The sequence below is a fragment of the Arthrobacter sulfonylureivorans genome, from assembly GCF_047607445.1.
Classification (GTDB): Bacteria; Actinomycetota; Actinomycetes; order Actinomycetales; family Micrococcaceae; genus Crystallibacter; species Crystallibacter sulfonylureivorans_A.
In genome coordinates this window covers 1-15,847 of record NZ_JBLKRT010000006.1, presented here as the reverse complement: position 1 = coordinate 15,847, position 15,847 = coordinate 1, and the positions used below count along the sequence as shown (strand labels likewise).

General features: G+C 67.5%; 13 protein-coding genes and 1 pseudogene. 11 read left to right on the top strand and 3 right to left on the bottom strand.

Going from position 1 to position 15,847, the window contains the following annotated elements:
• The first annotated feature begins 80 nt into the window (after window positions 1-80).
• Genes ACMX2H_RS04315 through ACMX2H_RS04305 form a run of 3 tightly spaced genes read left to right on the top strand, consistent with a single transcriptional unit; the run spans window position 81 to window position 4,947 of the window.
• Window positions 81-932 (top strand): carbohydrate ABC transporter permease, encoded by an 852-nt coding sequence (locus ACMX2H_RS04315; RefSeq protein WP_414959233.1) that lies wholly within the window; start codon window positions 81-83, stop codon window positions 930-932.
• 4 nt (window positions 933-936) lie between these two features.
• Window positions 937-1,791: a carbohydrate ABC transporter permease gene (locus ACMX2H_RS04310; RefSeq protein WP_414959126.1), complete on the top strand. Its 855-nt coding sequence runs from the start codon at window positions 937-939 to the stop codon at window positions 1,789-1,791.
• A 30-nt stretch (window positions 1,792-1,821) separates the two neighbouring features.
• The gene (locus ACMX2H_RS04305; protein WP_414959125.1) at window positions 1,822-4,947 is read left to right on the top strand and encodes an alpha-mannosidase; all 3,126 of its coding nucleotides are present in this window, start codon (window positions 1,822-1,824) and stop codon (window positions 4,945-4,947) included.
• A gap of 10 nt (window positions 4,948-4,957) precedes the next feature.
• On the opposite strand, the gene ACMX2H_RS04300 is transcribed toward ACMX2H_RS04305, so the two are convergent.
• Both ACMX2H_RS04300 and ACMX2H_RS04295 read right to left on the bottom strand, forming a co-directional pair.
• Window positions 4,958-6,121, bottom strand: coding sequence for a winged helix DNA-binding domain-containing protein (locus ACMX2H_RS04300; RefSeq protein WP_414959124.1), 1,164 nt, complete (start codon window positions 6,119-6,121; stop codon window positions 4,958-4,960).
• Between the two features lie 11 nt (window positions 6,122-6,132).
• Window positions 6,133-6,975 carry an SGNH/GDSL hydrolase family protein gene (locus ACMX2H_RS04295; protein WP_414959123.1) on the bottom strand — a complete coding sequence of 281 codons (843 nt, stop codon included), beginning with the start codon at window positions 6,973-6,975 and terminating at the stop codon, window positions 6,133-6,135.
• A 156-nt stretch (window positions 6,976-7,131) separates the two neighbouring features.
• Here ACMX2H_RS04295 and ACMX2H_RS04290 point away from each other — a divergent pair, with 156 nt between their 5' ends.
• Window positions 7,132-8,193, top strand: coding sequence for an alpha/beta fold hydrolase (locus tag ACMX2H_RS04290; RefSeq protein ID WP_414959122.1), 1,062 nt, complete (start codon window positions 7,132-7,134; stop codon window positions 8,191-8,193).
• A gap of 154 nt (window positions 8,194-8,347) precedes the next feature.
• The gene (locus tag ACMX2H_RS04285; protein ID WP_414959121.1) at window positions 8,348-8,998 is read left to right on the top strand and encodes an alpha/beta hydrolase; all 651 of its coding nucleotides are present in this window, start codon (window positions 8,348-8,350) and stop codon (window positions 8,996-8,998) included.
• A 530-nt stretch (window positions 8,999-9,528) separates the two neighbouring features.
• Here ACMX2H_RS04285 and ACMX2H_RS04280 read toward each other — a convergent pair.
• The gene (locus ACMX2H_RS04280; RefSeq protein ID WP_414959120.1) at window positions 9,529-9,756 is read right to left on the bottom strand and encodes an RNA-binding S4 domain-containing protein; all 228 of its coding nucleotides are present in this window, start codon (window positions 9,754-9,756) and stop codon (window positions 9,529-9,531) included.
• A gap of 9 nt (window positions 9,757-9,765) precedes the next feature.
• Between ACMX2H_RS04280 and ACMX2H_RS04275 the strand changes: the two are divergent.
• The 6 genes and pseudogenes from ACMX2H_RS04275 to ACMX2H_RS04250 form a co-directional block, all read left to right on the top strand.
• Window positions 9,766-10,767, top strand: a pseudogene (locus ACMX2H_RS04275) (DMT family transporter); the annotation flags it as partial.
• A gap of 237 nt (window positions 10,768-11,004) precedes the next feature.
• Window positions 11,005-11,967 carry a DMT family transporter gene (locus ACMX2H_RS04270; RefSeq protein ID WP_414959119.1) on the top strand — a complete coding sequence of 321 codons (963 nt, stop codon included), beginning with the start codon at window positions 11,005-11,007 and terminating at the stop codon, window positions 11,965-11,967.
• Between the two features lie 173 nt (window positions 11,968-12,140).
• On the top strand, window positions 12,141-13,529 hold the full coding sequence (locus ACMX2H_RS04265) for a glycine--tRNA ligase (protein WP_414959118.1): 1,389 nt from the start codon (window positions 12,141-12,143) through the stop codon (window positions 13,527-13,529).
• An 86-nt stretch (window positions 13,530-13,615) separates the two neighbouring features.
• On the top strand, window positions 13,616-14,524 hold the full coding sequence (locus tag ACMX2H_RS04260; protein ID WP_414959117.1) for a GNAT family N-acetyltransferase: 909 nt from the start codon (window positions 13,616-13,618) through the stop codon (window positions 14,522-14,524).
• A 21-nt stretch (window positions 14,525-14,545) separates the two neighbouring features.
• On the top strand, window positions 14,546-15,214 hold the full coding sequence (locus ACMX2H_RS04255; RefSeq protein WP_414959116.1) for an HAD family hydrolase: 669 nt from the start codon (window positions 14,546-14,548) through the stop codon (window positions 15,212-15,214).
• A 115-nt stretch (window positions 15,215-15,329) separates the two neighbouring features.
• Window positions 15,330-15,847: tRNA dihydrouridine synthase (locus ACMX2H_RS04250; protein ID WP_414959115.1), on the top strand; the 518-nt coding region annotated here is incomplete at its 3' end.

Sequence of the window (15,847 nt, the reverse complement as noted above, 5' to 3'; positions counted from 1 at the left end):
CCGAGGTGGTGGCCCGCGACGCCGAAACGCGTCGCGGCACTGAGCAGCGCGGCGGGGGCCGCCAACGGCAGAGGGGCGTCCTGCGGCTCCTGCCGCTCGGCCCTGCCGTGCTGCTGCTTGGCGTGTTCCTGGCCGGCCCGATCCTGTGGGCTTTCTACGGGTCCCTGACCGATGCCGCCCTGACCGGCATCGCGGCCAAGGACCCGCAGTGGGTCGGGCTGGAAAACTACACCGAGCTGCTCAGCGACCCGGACTTCCTGCAATCGCTCTGGCTGACAGTCATCTTCGTCCTTGTCTCCGCCGTGCTCGGCCAGAACCTGCTGGGCCTGGCGATCGCGCTGCTGATGACGAAGGCCAGCAAAGCGGTATCCGCGGTGGTGGGGGTCTGCGTCGTGGCGGCCTGGGTGTTGCCGGAAATCGTGGCCGGCTTCGTGGCCTATGCCTTCTTCAACCGGGACGGAACCCTGAACCAGCTCACCGCGCTCTTCGGGGTCGACGGGACCGATTGGCTGTTTACCGTCCCGATGCTGGCGGTGATCCTGGCCAACATCTGGCGGGGAACCGCTTTCTCCATGATGGTGTACCAGGCGGCGCTGAACCATGTGCCGGAGGAGATTACCGAAGCGGCGATGATCGACGGCGCCGGCGGGTCAAAGCGGTTGTGGTACATCACCCTGCCGATGATCCGGCACAGCATTGCCACCAACTTGATGCTCATCACCTTGCAGACGCTTTCGGTCTTCACCCTGATCTACGTGATGACGGCCGGCGGCCCGGCAGGGGCAAGCACCACGCTGCCGCTCATGGCCTACGAGGAAGCCTTCCGCTACAGCGACGTTGGCTACGGCACCGCCATCGCCGTCGTCATGCTGTTGATCGGGGCGGTCTTCTCCATCATTTACATCCGGGCGCTGCGCGAAAGGAAGGGCTGAGCCGATGGGCCGTCCCAGTACGCTGTCAGTGGCTTCCGGCCGGCGCAGTACCGTTGCGGCGCTGGCGAACGTCTCCTTGCTGGTGATTGCGGCATGTTTCTTGCTGCCGTTGAGCTGGCTGGTCCTGGCATCGCTGGATGCGGAGGCCAGCTATCAGACACAGATCCCCGCTGAGGTGTCCGCGGCCAACTACGCGGCGGTGCTCACCCCGGAACTGACGTTCGTGCCACTTCTCAATAGCTTCCTGCTGTCCGGAGGGACCGCGGTGGCCACCGTGCTGGCGGCGGTGCTGGCGGCTTATCCGCTCTCGCGGTACCAGATGCGATTCAATAAGCCGTTCCTGTACGTCGTATTGTTCGGGACGTGCCTGCCGATAACGGCGATCATGGTCCCGGTCTACAGCCTGTTTGTGCAGCTGAACTTCCTCGACTCGTTGGCGGCCACCACGCTGTTCATGGCGGCATCTTCCCTGCCGATGGCCATCTGGATGACGAAGAATTTCATGGATTTAGTCCCGGTCAGCCTGGAAGAGGCGGCCTGGGTAGACGGCGCCTCGGCGATGAACGCCCTCGCCAGGATCGTGGTGCCGCTGATGCGTCCGGGACTTGCAGTGGTGTTCATCTTTGTCTTTATCCAGGCGTGGGGGAACTTCTTTGTGCCCTTCATCTTGCTGCTCTCGTCAGCCAAGCAGCCGGCGGCGGTGAGCATCTTCAGCTTCTTCGGCCAGCATGGTGCCATAGCCTACGGACAGTTGGCGGCGTACTCGGTCCTGTATTCGGTGCCGGTGGTGCTGCTCTACATCCTGGTGTCGCGCGGGATCGGCGGTTCCTTCGCGATGGCTGGTGCGGTCAAGGGCTGATGCAGCAGATCTGACGGAGAGGACGGTGCCATGCACGACGACGGGGCCCAGGTCCTGGCGCGAATCAGCCGGTTTATTCTCGAGCGACTGCAACCTGCCGTCTATCCGGCAGCGGTTCCGGCCCGGCTCGAGGCCTGGCATGTTCCGGGCGAACCGGTCCCGTTCGCGGAGGCGGTAGCGGCCGGCTTCACCGATTTCGCCATGGGCAGCGCCTGGGGGCCGCCCTGGTCCACCAGCTGGTTCCGGCTCACGGGACAGATCCCGGCGGCATGGACAGTGGACGCCGGACACCGGCCGGAGCTGCTGCTGGATCCTGGTTTTACTCCCGGTATCCCGGGTTTCCAAGCAGAAGGGCTGGTCTACACCCCGCAGGGCAGCATCATTAAGGCCATCGAGCCGCGCAACCCCTACGTTCCGCTGGACGCCCAGCCCGGCGCCGCCGTCGAGCTTTATCTGGAGGCCGCGGCCAACCCGGACCTGATCGAGAACTTCACCTTCCAGCCCACGCTGTTCGGAGACCCGGCCACCTCTGGGCGGACCCCGTGCTACACGTTCCGCCAGGCCGACATTGCACTGCGCGACGTCGTGGCATGGGAACTGCTGCAGGACTTCACGGTCCTGGAGCAGCTCATCCTCCAGCTAGATCCGGGCCAGCCGCGCCGCGCGCAGATCCTCCGCGCGCTGGAACACGCCCTCAACGTGCTGGACCCCGCAGACATCGCTGGCACCGCGGCAGCCGGCCGGGCCGTGCTGGAGCCCGTGCTCTCCGCACCCGCAGCCCGCAGCGCGCACCGGATCCATGCAGTCGGCCACGCGCACATTGACAGCGCCTGGCTCTGGCCGGTCCGCGAGACCAAGCGCAAGATTGCCCGGACCTTTGCGAACGTCATCGCGCTGCAGGAGTCAGACCCGGAGTTCGTCTTCGCGGCCTCCTCCGCGCAGCAGTATGCCTGGCTGAAAGAGTCGTACCCGGAGCTGTTCGCACGGGTGGCGGACCAGATCCGGACCGGCCGCTTTGTCCCGGTCGGCGGGATGTGGGTCGAAGCGGACACGAACATGCCCGGCGGAGAGGCACTGGCCCGCCAGTTCATCGCCGGGAAGAAATTCTTCCTGGCCGAGTTCGGTGTCGATCCGCGGGAGGTCTGGCTCCCGGACTCCTTCGGCTACTCCGCGGCCATGCCGCAGGTTGCCCGCGCCGCCGGATGCCGCTGGTTCCTGACCCAGAAACTGTCCTGGAACGAGACCAACACCTTTCCGCACCACACCTTTTGGTGGGAAGGAATCGACGGCAGCCGTATTTTCACCCACTTTCCTCCGGCAGATACCTACAACGCCGAGCTGACCGCGCCCGAGCTGGCCCGGGCCGAACGGCGCTTCGCGGAGAAAGGGGCCGCCAACACCTCGCTGCTGCCTTTCGGCTACGGCGACGGCGGCGGCGGGCCAACGCGCGAGATGCTCGCCGCCGCGCACCGCACCGCCGACCTGGAAGGCTCGCCGCGGGTGCAGCTCTCCAGCCCGGAGCGGTTTTTCCGCGCCGCCGAGGAAGAGTACGACCGGCCGCCGGCCTGGTCGGGGGAGCTGTACCTGGAATACCACCGCGGCACGTACACTTCGCAGGCGCGCACCAAGCGGGGCAACCGCCGCAGCGAGCACCTGCTGCGCGAGGCCGAGCTCTGGGCAGCGACGGCGGCGGTGCGCGGCGCCGCAGCCTACCCTTACGATGCGCTGGAGCGGGCGTGGCAGACCGTGCTGCTGCAGCAGTTCCACGACATCCTGCCCGGATCCTCGATCGCCTGGGTGCACCGCGAGGCCGAGGCCAACTACACCAGTCTGGCGGCGGAACTGGCGGCCCTGATCGATGGCTCGCTGCGTGCGCTGCTGGGCCGGGGTGCCAGCAGCGCGGTGGCTAATGCCGGGCCGTATCCGATGGACGGCGTGGCCGCGCTGGGTGCCATCAGTGTCTCCGGACCGGCCGAGCCGGCCGCCGCGCCAAGTGTGGTCATTGAACCGAGCGGCGACGGCTGGTTGCTGGCCAACGGCCTGCTGCGGGTGGTCATCGATTCCGAAGGCCTGATTTCCTCGCTCGTGGACCTGGACACCGGCCGGGAAGTGATCCCAGGCGGCATGTCGGCGAACCTGCTGCAGCTCTTCCGCGACACGCCGACCAGATGGGACGCCTGGGACCTGGAGGAGCACTACAAGTCCGTCTGCCAGGAACTGCGCCAGGTGCATGCCGTCGAGGTGTTTTCCAGCACCGCGGACAGCGACGACGCCCGGCCGGAAGCATCCCACCCTGGCGAGGCACCCATCGGTACGGTGCCGGCCCGGGGGGTCTGCGCCGGACTCCGGGTCAGCCGCCGGTTCGGCAGTTCGCAGGTCACGCAGACGGTCTGGCTGGGTGCCGGTTCCCGATCGCTGGAAATCGAGACGACGGTCGACTGGCACGAGCGCCAGAAATTCCTGAAGCTGGCCTTCCCACTGGACCTCCAGGCCGACCGGGCGGCATCGGAGATCCAGTTCGGCCACGTCTTCCGGTCCACGCACAGCAACACATCATGGGATGCGGCACGATTCGAAACCTGCGCGCACCGCTGGGTGCAGGTGGGCGAGCCCGGCTTCGGTGTCGCCGTCGCTAATGACTGCAGCTACGGGCACGACATCCGGCGGACTGACTCGGCTGCTGCTCCGGCCACCGTGGTGCGTCAGTCGCTGCTGCGGGCGCCGCTGTACCCGGACCCCCAGGCCGACCAAGGCGAGCACACGTTCCGGACGTCGCTGGTGATCGGTGCCGGGATTCCGGAGGCGGTCCGGGCCGGGTACCGGCTTAATCTGCCTCCGCGTCGCGTGCACGGAGTGGGGGCTGGCCCGGTGGAACCGCTGTTCACTGTGGACAATCCGGCGGTGGTCATCGAGGCCGTCAAACTGGCGGAGGATCGAAGCGGCGATGTGATCCTGCGCTGCTATGAGGCTTTCGGCAGCCGCGCGAAGGCCACGATCGGCACCGGTTTCGGCTGGGTTCGGGTTTCGGCTACGGATTTATTGGAGCGGGACGTGGACGGTCTCCGACTGGAGCAACCGGCGGAGCGCACGGTGAGGTTCGAGCTGCGGCCGTTCCAGCTGTTGACGCTCCGCTTCCACCGCGCGGCCGTCGGCTGAGGATCTCCTTTCAGGCCTGTTCCAGCGTGAGCGGCCGGCGCAGGAACGCCGCGTACCGTGCCACGGCATGGTCTACGGCTTCGTGCTCCGCAGGGCTGAACGCGCGCAGCGGCCTGAGCCGCAGCTCGGCGAGTCCCGGCTTGAGGACGTGTTTCCAGTTCCCGGCCATCCTGCCGTCCAGCAGCAGCACATGCTGCGGCACCGCGCTGCTCAGCGCGGCGGGGGCCGACCCGCCCAAGTAACCGCGCGTTTTCGTGTAGCCCATGACGTACTCGTCGTAGCACTGGATCAAGTCGGCGCGGGGCCCGGCATTCGCCGCCGCGCGGGCACTGGGTCCGCTCCCGGCCGCCGGGGAGAACCACAGTTCCATCCCGTCGGCGTCGGCCCGCTGCAGTCCGTCGTGGCCGCCGGCCGCCAGGCCGCGCCTGATGTCGGCCTGCGGCAGCTTGGACCAGTCCGAGCAGTCCTTCACCGAGGCCGGTCCCCGGCTGGTGAAGTACCGCGCGGTGAGCTGCGCCAGTGCTGCGTCGCGGTCCAAGTCCGTGCCCAGCGGCGGGACACGTTCGTCGAAGGATGCATACGTTTGCTGCACCGTGCCGGAGTCCGCGGACCGCGGCGTTCCACTGACCAGGATCCGGTCCATCTCGGCGTGGAACACCAGATGCCCCAACCGCTGGCCGCGCAGCGGCGCGCCGTTAAGCTTCACCCCATCGTCCTCAAGCAGCCCCGCTTCGGTGAGCCGGGCAGCCAGTTCGTCCCGCGTACGGTGCCGGCCATCGGCAACCGCCTCGGCCAGCAGCTCGTTGCTGCGCGCGACCGTCGTCTCGTCCAGTCCCAGCTGCCGGTCCCGACCCGTATTGCCTGCCTTGAGCCGCGGTGCGGAGAGCAGCATCAGCCAGCGCAGATCGCTGCGGTGCACGAAGTGCCAGGTGGGCCGCAGAACGTGCGTGCGCAGGATCGTTCCGCTGACGATCGCGGCGTCAATGGGCGCTGCGCTGTCCCGGGCCGATCCGCCGGTCCGTTGCGCCAACGACCAGCGGGCATAGGCATACTCCTGCGACTGGAAGGCGAGGAGCCAGCGCAAGGCGGCCTCGGCGTCGTCCGCGGGACGGCCCCAAAGCCGCTGTGCCCGCAACCGATGGCGGCGGACGTCCTGGGCATCCGGCTGCTGCATGCCAGGTTCCGTTATCCGGCGGTGCCGGGAGGCATGCCCGGGCCGAAGTACGGGTCCGCCGCCGGACGCTTGGGCAGGATCCCGTCACCGGAGGACTGGTGCCGGAGCCGCCGCAGCACCCATGGGACCAGGTGCTGGCGGGCCCAGACCAGGTCCTCCGTGCGGGCCGTCCGCCAGCGCTTGGGCGGCAGCGGCTTGGGCGCTTCCGGCTGCAGCGTGTGCTCCACGTTGAGGGCGTCCAAGACCATGGCGGCAATGGTGTGGTGGCCGAGCGGCGAGAAATGCAACCGGTCCGGTGCCCACATCTGCGGCGCCTTCAACTGCCGCAGCGCCCACATGTCGGCAATGATGGCGTCGTGGCGGGCGGCCACCGTCCGCAGGTTCTCGTTGTAGATGGCGGCCTTGCCGCGGACACTGCCGATCAGCGGCGTGTCCCCGACGTCGGGCGCGGTGAACAGCACAATGGTGGCCCCCGAGGCCGCCAGCCGGAAGACGGCCCGGTCGATCTTCTCAGCCAGCGCGTCCGGATCGGCCCGAGGGCGGATCACGTCGTTGCCGCCGGCACAGACCGAAATGAGGTCGGGCTTCAGTGCCAGAGCGGGTTCGATCTGTTCGTCGACGATCTGCTGCAGCAGGCGGCCGCGGATGGCGAGATTGGCGTACGCGAAGTCCTCATGGCCGCGGGCCAGTTCCTCGGCCACGCGATCGGCCCAGCCACGGTAGCCGCCCGGGCTGCCCGGATCGGGGTCGCCGATTCCTTCTGTGAACGAATCACCGATGGCCACATAGCGGCTCCAAGGGTGGCCGGCGGCACCGGCGGAAGATGGAGCTTCAGGACGGGACAAGTTACTCACAGGTACATCCTGCCAACAAGCCGGCACGGATGCACGAAGATACCCCCAGGTAAAACCTGAATCATCTTTCAGAAAAGCATGGCCTGCGGGAAAATCCTTGGCTAGTCTGTGAGCTGGAGCCGGCCATCTCGGCCGACCAGACAGCGAGGAGTCCAGATGGAATTGCTGACGGGAATCACTGCGCGGCGGGTGCCGACCGAGCGGCTGACGATGAATGTCCTGGAGCGTGCGGGCGACCGGCCCGACGGCATCCCGGTGGTCCTGGTGCACGGGAACGTCTCCTCCTCGCTGTTCTGGCAGGAGACCATGCAGGCGCTGCCGCCGGAGTACCGGGTGCTGGCGCCGGACCTGCGCGGATTTGGCCAAACCGACACCGTTCCGGTGGACGCAAGCCGCGGGTTGCGTGACTTCGCCGACGACCTCCATGGACTGCTCGAGGCCCTGCACTTGACCCCCGCACACGTAGTCGGCTGGAGCATGGGCGGGGGTGTGGCGATGCAGTACGCGCTGGAGCACCCAGTTCTCAGTCTTGCGCTGCAGGCACCGGTCTCGCCCTACGGTTTCGGCGGGACTGCAGGTCCAGAGGGGCGCAGGCTAACCGAGGACGACGCCGGGACCGGCGGCGGAGGTGCCAACCCGGACTTTGTCGCTCGGTTGGAGGCGGGCGACACGAGCGACGACGCGCCGGCGGCGCCGCTGTCGGTCTACCGCTCCACCTACGTGCATGCCGGCTTCGAATCCCCGCACGAGCACATCTGGGTTGAATCGATGCTCAGCACCAAGACCGGCCCCGATAACTATCCCGGTGATTCTGTCCCGTCGCAGAACTGGCCGGGCTTTGCGCCAGGGCGCCGCGGCGTACTCAACACGATGGCGCCGGGAGTCTTCAACACCAGCGCCATCGTGGACCTGACGGACAAGCCGGACATTCTGTGGATCCACGGCGACAGCGATGCGATCGTCTCCGATGCCTCGTTCTTTGACCTGAACTGCCTGGGCAAGGCCGGTGTGCTGCCCGGCTGGCCGGGGGAGGAGACGGCACCGCTGCAGCCGATGGTCTCGCAGACCCGGGCCGTGCTGGAGAAGTATGCGGCCAACGGCGGACGCTTTACCGAGGTGCTGCTGGAAAACTGTGGGCATTCGCCGCATCTGGAGTACCCCGAGCGGTTCATCGACGAACTGACGGCACATATCGGGCGGAGCAGCGCCAGGGCTTAGGCTCCGGGCTTCCGCGGGGGCGACGGCCAGTCCCTGGCCGACGGCCGGCTCGCTTGGTGGCGGCAGGTTCGGTGGACGACGGCGGTCCGTCAACAGGTGGCCAACCGAAACTCAAACTTTCAAGTAAAGCCGTTTCTGTGCGATCATGGACGGCATGACTGAAACTACTTATCAGCCCGTGGTTGCCTGGTCCAAGCCCGAGCAGGAACGGGCGGGCACGCCGCTGCTGGTGCTCTTCCACGGCTACGGATCCCACGAGCAGGACCTGATGGGCTTGGTGCCCGGACTGCCGGAGGAATTCACCGTGGCGGCCGTCCGCGCGCCGGTGGCGATGGGTCCGGGCTTCACCTGGTTCCCGCTGATGCACGAACCGGAGTTCTCGGTGGACAAGGTGACGAAGGCCGTCGGTGACGTGGTGGCCTGGCTGGACAGCGTCAAGGGCCAGCACAGCAGCGTTTCGGTGCTGGGCTTCTCGATGGGCATGGCCGTGGCCACGTCGGTGCTGCGACACCGGCCGGAGGAAATCGCCGCCGTCGTCGGGCTCTCCGGGTTCGCCGTTCCCGCCGACGGCAACGAGTTCTTCCGCGATGATGCCGTGAAGGCCATCAAGCCGCCGGTCTTCTGGGGCCGTGACCAAGAGGACCCGGTCATCACCGCTGACAAGATCGAGTTCACGCATGAGTGGGCGAACGAGCACGTGGAGCTGACCAAGGTGCTTTACGCCGGGATCGGCCATGGCATCAATGCCCAGGAACTCTCGCACGTGAAGGAATTCCTGACCTACAAGGTGCTGAACGCCCAGTAACACTCACCCGGTGGCTGATCCCGGTGGTCGTTGGAGGCGCCAGCGCCGAGTAGAGACCGGGTCGGCCACCGGGGTCTCCGCGCGTTCGCTGGCGCTCTCTTGGTCGACCAACGGGGAGTCGTTCGGTGGTCGATGGAGGCGCGTCAGCGCCGAGTAGAGACCGGCCGACCACCGGAGTCCATGGAGGCGTCAGGGCCGCACTGAGGTCAGACTGATGGGCCCGCGAATTCGCTCCCACGTATAGGGCTAACTTCCCGTGTTTCAGAACGTTTAAATCCCGCTGACTAGCGGAAACGTCACGAGCGGCCGCTAATACGTGGGAGCGAACGGATGGTGACTGGCGTCCAGCTCCCGATCTTTGCTGGAGCCAAGTGGGGTCCTGCCGGCCACCGGGGTCTCCACGCGTTCGCTAGCGCTCTCTTGGTCGACCGCCGGGAAGTCGGTTCGGTGGTCGACGGAGGCGCGCCAGCGCCGAGTAGAGACCTGTCGACCACCGGGGGCCCCACCGCCGTCGTGGCCGCGGAAGTCGGTCAGGCGCGGCTGACGCGCACCGTTTCGCCGTTGCAGCTGACCGTGTCCCCTTCGTGCAGCTGGCGCCCGCGGCGGGTCTCGATCTCGCCGTTGACCTTCACCAGGCCATTCTCGACGAATTCCTTGGCCTGGATCCCGTCTTCGGCCAAGTTGGCCAGCTTGAGCAGCTGGCCCAGCCGGATCATTTCGTCACGGATCGGCACGTCATACATTTCGTCGGAAGCCATGCTTCCATCATGCCTGACCGCGCCCGGCATAGGGTGTCCAGTGTGTCCAGTAACTCGCCTTTGCCGCTTATCCTGAGCCTGCCGCTGGCGGTCGGCACCGGGCTGGCCATCCCTGTGCAGGGTCGGATCACCGGTGCACTCGGCGCGGAGCTCGACGACGGACTGGCCGCCGCCGTCGTCAGTTTCAGTGTGGGGCTGGCGGTGATGGTGGTGGTGTCGCTGGTGCTGCCCGCCGGTCGGGCCGGAATCCGCCGGGTTGCCCCTGCTCTGCGCGAACGGCGTTTCCCGCGCTGGTACCTGCTGGCCGGGTGCCTCGGCGCCTTCATGGTGTTGTCCCAAGGCCTTACTGTCTCGCAGATCGGCATCGCGCTGTTCATCGTGGCCACCGTAGCCGGCACCTCGGTCAGCGGCCTGCTGGTGGACCGGCTGGGGCTGGGGCCGGCGGGACGGAAGGCGATCACCGCACGGCGCATCGCCAGCGCGGCGCTGACCCTGGTGGCAGTCGCCTGGGCGGCATCGCCGAAGTTCTCCATTGAGGCAGGCGGCCTCTGGCTGTTCCTGGTGCTGCTGCCGTTGGCGGCCGGCTTCCTGCGCAGCTTCCAACAGGCGATGAACGGAACCGCCACCGTGCATTACGGCACACCGCTGACGGCTACGCTGATCAATTTCGCCGCCGGCAGCGCTGCGCTGTGGATGGCCTGGCTGGTGAAGGTGGCGGTGGCGGGCACGGGCAATCCGCTGCCCTTGGAATGGTGGTACTACCTGGCCGGCCCCATGGGCTGCGTGTTCGTGGTCTTTGCCAACATCCTGGTGCGTTCGCTCGGCGTCCTCTTGGCCGGAATCGGGATGATCGCGGGTCAACTGCTCGGGTCGCTTGCCCTGGACGCCTGGTTCCCCGTGCCCGGAAGCCTGCTGGCTCCCGCCACCGTGCTGGGCACGCTGCTGGCCATGGCCGCGCTGCTGCTGGCCACGGTGCCGGCGCCGCGCTGGACAGCGGGACTGCGGAACCGCGCGGCGGAGCAGTTCGGCACCGGGACGGTGGAGCAGTCCGGCACCGGGACGGTGGAGCAGCCCGGCACCGGGACGGCGGGACAGTCCGGCACCGGGACGGCGGGACAGCCCGGCGCTGGGGCGGCACGGCAGTCCGAGACCGGGACGGCGGGACAGCCCGGCGCCGGGGCGGCGGAGCAGTCCGGCACCGAGGCGATGCCGCGGCCCTGAGAGCGACACGGCCATAAGGTAGTTGGTGTGTCTGTCCACCATCGTCTTCCGCTCGCCGTTGGCCTGCCCCTGGCCGTTTTTGCTGGTGTCTGCATGCCGATCCAAGGCAGGATCAACGGTGCCCTCGGCGCCCGGCTCGACGACGGGCTGGCAGCCGCCGTCGTCAGCTTCAGCATTGGCCTGGTCCTGCTGGCAGCGCTGTGCCTGCTGCTGCCGACGGCCCGCCGCGGACTGCGCCGGGTGGTTCCGGTGCTGCGGGAGCGGAAGTTCCCGCGCTGGTACTTGCTGGCAGGCTGCAGCGGTGCATTCCTGGTCCTGAGCCAAGCTGAAACCGTGGCGCTGATCGGCATCGCGCTGTTCACGGTCGCGGCCGTCACCGGGCAGACCGTCTCGGGTTTGCTGGTGGACCGGCTGGGCTGGGGGCCGGGCGGTCGGAGCCCGGTAACGGGGATCCGACTGATCAGCGCGGTGCTGACCGTGGTGGCCGTGGCCTGGGCGGTGTCGCCCAAGCTCTCGCTCGGCGGCCCGGCCGGCGCCTGGCTGCTGCCGGTGATGCTGCCGCTGGCCGCGGGCTTCCTGCAAAGCTTCCAGCAGGCCCTGAACGGCGTGCAGACCATGCACTACAAGTCGCCGTGGCCCGCCACGTTGATCAATTTCGTGGTGGGCGGCGCGCTGCTCTGGGCGGCCTGGGGCATCAAAGTGGCGATCGCCGGCACCGGCAATCCGCTGCCGTCCGAGTGGTGGTACTACCTGGGCGGACCGATCGGTTGCGTTTTCATCGCGCTCGCGGCGGTGCTGGTCCGTTCGCTGGGGGTCCTGCAAACCGGCCTGGGCATGATTTCCGGGCAGATCCTGGGCTCGCTCCTGCTGGATCTCACCGTTCCGGCTCCAGGCACCATCATTACGACGGCGACGGTGCTGGGAACGCTGCTGACCCTCCTGGCGGCCGTGCTCGGCACACTGCCGTGGCGGCGCCGTGACTTCGGCTGACGCAGCCGCGGTTGCCGCCGCCGCCTTATTCGGGTTCGGGGGAGCGTTTTCGGTAGGCTAACGTTGTAGCTTCGCTATGCGCCGATCCGCATCCGGAACCGCCGGGCCGGTCTGTGCCATAACAACCCTCGGACCGCACCCAGCGGCCCTGGAGAGATACGGAGAACCACCTCATGGCAGCAGCCAAATCAGTCCTCGATTCGATCATCTCGCTGGCCAAGCGCCGCGGCTTCGTTTTCCAGGCTGGTGAGATTTACGGTGGATCGCGCTCCGCATGGGACTACGGGCCGCTCGGCGTCGAGCTGAAGGAAAACATCAAGCGCCAGTGGTGGCAGACCATGGTGCGCGGCCGCGACGACGTGGTGGGGCTGGACTCCTCGGTGATCCTGCCGCGCCAGGTCTGGGAAGCCTCGGGCCACGTGGACGTCTTTTCCGACCCGCTGGTGGAATGCCTCAACTGCCACAAGCGCTACCGCGCCGACCACCTCGAGGAAGAATACGAGGAGAAGAAGGGCCGGGCGCCCGAGAACGGCCTCAAGGACATCGCCTGCGCCAACTGCGGCACCAAGGGCGAGTGGACCGAACCGCAGGAATTCTCCGGCCTGCTGAAGACCTTCCTGGGCCCGGTGGCGCACGAGGAGGGCATGCACTACCTTCGCCCGGAGACCGCGCAGGGCATCTTCGTGAACTTCAATAACGTGCTGACCACGTCGCGGAAGAAGCCGCCGTTCGGCATCGGCCAGATCGGCAAGAGCTTCCGCAACGAAATCACCCCGGGCAACTTCATCTTCCGCACCCGCGAATTCGAGCAGATGGAGATGGAGTTCTTCGTGGAGCCGGGCACGGACGAAGAATGGCACCAGTACTGGATCGACGCCCGGCTGCAGTGGTACGTGGACCTGGGCATCAACCGGGACAACCTGCGCCTCTTCGAGCACCCGCTGGAAAAGCTGAGCCACTACTCCAAGGGCACCACCGACGTCGAATACCGCTTCGGTTTCCAGGGCTCGGAATGGGGCGAACTGGAAGGCATCGCCAACCGGACGGACTTCGACCTGTCCACCCATACCAAGCACTCCGGCACCGACCTGAGCTACTTCAACCAGGCCACCAACGAGCGCTACACCCCGTATGTGATCGAGCCGGCCGCAGGCCTGACCCGGTCCTTCATGGCGTTCCTGGTGGACGCCTACACCGAGGACGAGGCACCGAACGCCAAGGGCGGGGTGGACAAGCGCACCGTGCTGCGGCTGGATCCGCGGCTGGCCCCGGTCAAGGCCGCGGTGCTGCCGCTGTCCCGTAACGAGGATCTCTCGCCCAAGGCCAAGGAACTTGGAGCGGCGCTGCGCAAGAACTGGAACATCGACTTTGACGACGCCGGCGCCATCGGCCGCCGTTACCGCCGCCAGGACGAGATCGGCACGCCGTTCTGCATCACGGTGGACTTCGACACCCTTGAGGATCAGGCAGTGACCATCCGGGAACGCGATTCGATGGCCCAGGAACGCGTCTCGCTGGACAAGGTCGAAAGCTACTTGGCGGCCCGTCTGATCGGCGCCTGACGGGAGCCTCGAGCATCCGCTACCGTCACAGGAACCGCCCGTTCCAGGGCCTCGCACCCGCTGAACGCACCCGCTGAAGGAGAATCATGGCCCAGCTGACCTACCGCGACTGGCGCGAAGACGATGACTTGGCCCTGCTGGAAATCTGGGGCGATCCCGAAACCGGCCAGGCCGGCCATTTCCGTGCCATGCTCCGGCCCTCCGCCGACCAGCCCTGGTCGCGGTGCATCGTGGCGGAGGACCAGGGGATAGCGGTAGCTGCCGGCGCGGTCTATGAGACCAGCCTGCACCCGGACCGGTTGTGGGTCTATGTAGAAGTGGCCCGCGATCACCGCGGCGCCGGAGTGGCCAGCGACCTGCTGGCGCGCCTCCGCGCCGAAGCCGAGCAGGCGCCGTCGGGCGTGCGGAAGCTCCGGGCCAAGGTGGAGCCGGACACCTCCGGTGCCGCGTTTGCCCGGGCAGCCGGCCTGACCCAGATCCAGAGCTCGCGCGTGGTGCAGGTGTCGCCGGGGGCGCTGCCGCTGCCGGCCCTCGGCGACACCGGCCCGCAACTGGAGGAGGCGGCTACCGGATCGGTGGAGCTGACCCGGGCGGTGGCGGACTTCTACAATTCCGTCCACGTGTGGGACCGCGCGGACATGACGGTGGGCCGGGCACAGCAGATGCTGCTCAGCGAGTCCGCGGGAGCCGGTGGGGCGGTTGTGCTGCGCAGCGCCCGGAAAGCTGAAGGCGGCACCATCCAGGCCTTCGCCATCAGCTACACGCACGAGCGCACCGACGCACCGGCGGACGTGCTGCTGGGCTACGACACCGCCCTGCCGGCCGAAGAAGCCGAGGCAGCGGTGCGTGCCTTGCTGGCCATGCTGGTGGCCCAATATCCGGTGCAGCTGGAGGTGGACGATTCGATGACCGCCGTGCTGGCCGTGCTGCAGCCGCTGCTGGACTCCGGCGTCGCCCGGCAGTTGGGCCCGGCAACCTCCATCGTCAGCGACTGACCCGCGAGGCAAGGAGCGGACATGAAGGGCGTGCTGTTCGACGTCGACGGGACCCTGGTGGACTCGAACTACCTCCACGTGCTGGCTTGGTGGCAGGCCTTCCGGCAGGCGGACGTAGACGTTCCGATGGCCGCCATCCACCGGTGCGTCGGGATGGGCGGTGGCCGACTGGTCGAGGAGTTGCTTGACGACGGCCGCGACCGGTCCGGAGACGAACAGATCAAGGCCGCACACGGCGCCGTGTTCTCCACCTACTGGCCGTCGCTGCGCCGGTTTGACGGAGCCAAGGAATTGCTGGAGCGCGCGGCCGCGGAGGGACTCGCCGTCGTGCTGGCCTCCTCCGCCGAAGAAGCCGAACTGTCCGTGCTGCGCCGGGTGATCGACGCCGACGGGTCGATCACCGCCGCCACCAGCTCGGCGGACGCTAACAACAGCAAGCCGGCGCCGGACATCCTGCAAGCCGCCCTTGACGCGGCTGGATTGCGGGCCGCGGACACTGTTTTTGTGGGCGATGCCGTCTGGGATATCCAAGCGGCAGGTGAGCTGGGGATTCCCTGCATCGGCCTTGAGACCGGCGGAACGATGGCGCAGATCCTTACCCAAGCAGGCGCGCTTGAGGTGTACCGGAACCCGCAGGACTTGCTGGAGCATTTTTCCGAAAGTGCCCTCGGCGGCCTCCTGCGCGTTTAAACGGTGAAAGCGCCCCGGACCCTGGTGGCGGCCGGGCGAGGCCCAATAGCGGCGGGACGATCCACAGGCGAGCTGGAGGGCGCACGGATTTGCCCGGTTTTGAGAGAATAGACGGGTGACACTTACCGCTGCATCCGAATCGGCCGCCAAGCTGGAGCTTCCGCCGCTCAAACTCGGCCCGATCACCGTCGACACCCCCGTGATCCTGGCCCCGATGGCAGGCATTACCAACAAGGCGTTCCGCCGGCTCTGCCGCGAGTACGGTGGCGGTCTCTACGTGGCCGAAATGGTGACCTCCCGGGCGCTCGTCGAACGCAACCGGGAGTCGATGCGGATCATCTCCCACGACGACGACGAGGACGTGCGCTCCGTCCAGCTTTACGGCGTGGATCCGAAAACGGTGGGTGCTGCCGTCCGGCTGCTGGTGCAGGAAGACCGCGCCGACCATATCGACCTGAACTTCGGCTGCCCGGTCCCGAAGGTCACCCGCCGCGGCGGCGGTTCCGCGCTCCCGTGGAAGACCGAGCTGTTCACCGCGATCGTCCAGGCGGCGACGCGCGAAGCCGGCAAGGGCAACGTGCCGTTGACCATCAAGATGCGCAAGGGGATCGACGACGACCACCTGACCTTCAT

What these genes read in the sequence shown, in the direction of transcription:
- ACMX2H_RS04300 (WP_414959124.1), bottom strand. Translation starts at nt 6,121, where the DNA reads ATGCAGCAGCCGGATGCCCAGGACGTCCGCCGCCATCGGTTGCGGGCA.
- ACMX2H_RS04255 (WP_414959116.1), top strand. Translation starts at nt 14,546, where the DNA reads ATGAAGGGCGTGCTGTTCGACGTCGACGGGACCCTGGTGGACTCGAAC.
- ACMX2H_RS04260 (WP_414959117.1), top strand. Translation starts at nt 13,616, where the DNA reads ATGGCCCAGCTGACCTACCGCGACTGGCGCGAAGACGATGACTTGGCC.
- ACMX2H_RS04280 (WP_414959120.1), bottom strand. Translation starts at nt 9,756, where the DNA reads ATGGCTTCCGACGAAATGTATGACGTGCCGATCCGTGACGAAATGATC.
- ACMX2H_RS04310 (WP_414959126.1), top strand. Translation starts at nt 937, where the DNA reads ATGGGCCGTCCCAGTACGCTGTCAGTGGCTTCCGGCCGGCGCAGTACC.
- ACMX2H_RS04290 (WP_414959122.1), top strand. Translation starts at nt 7,132, where the DNA reads ATGGAATTGCTGACGGGAATCACTGCGCGGCGGGTGCCGACCGAGCGG.
- ACMX2H_RS04285 (WP_414959121.1), top strand. Translation starts at nt 8,348, where the DNA reads ATGACTGAAACTACTTATCAGCCCGTGGTTGCCTGGTCCAAGCCCGAG.
- ACMX2H_RS04265 (WP_414959118.1), top strand. Translation starts at nt 12,141, where the DNA reads ATGGCAGCAGCCAAATCAGTCCTCGATTCGATCATCTCGCTGGCCAAG.
- ACMX2H_RS04305 (WP_414959125.1), top strand. Translation starts at nt 1,822, where the DNA reads ATGCACGACGACGGGGCCCAGGTCCTGGCGCGAATCAGCCGGTTTATT.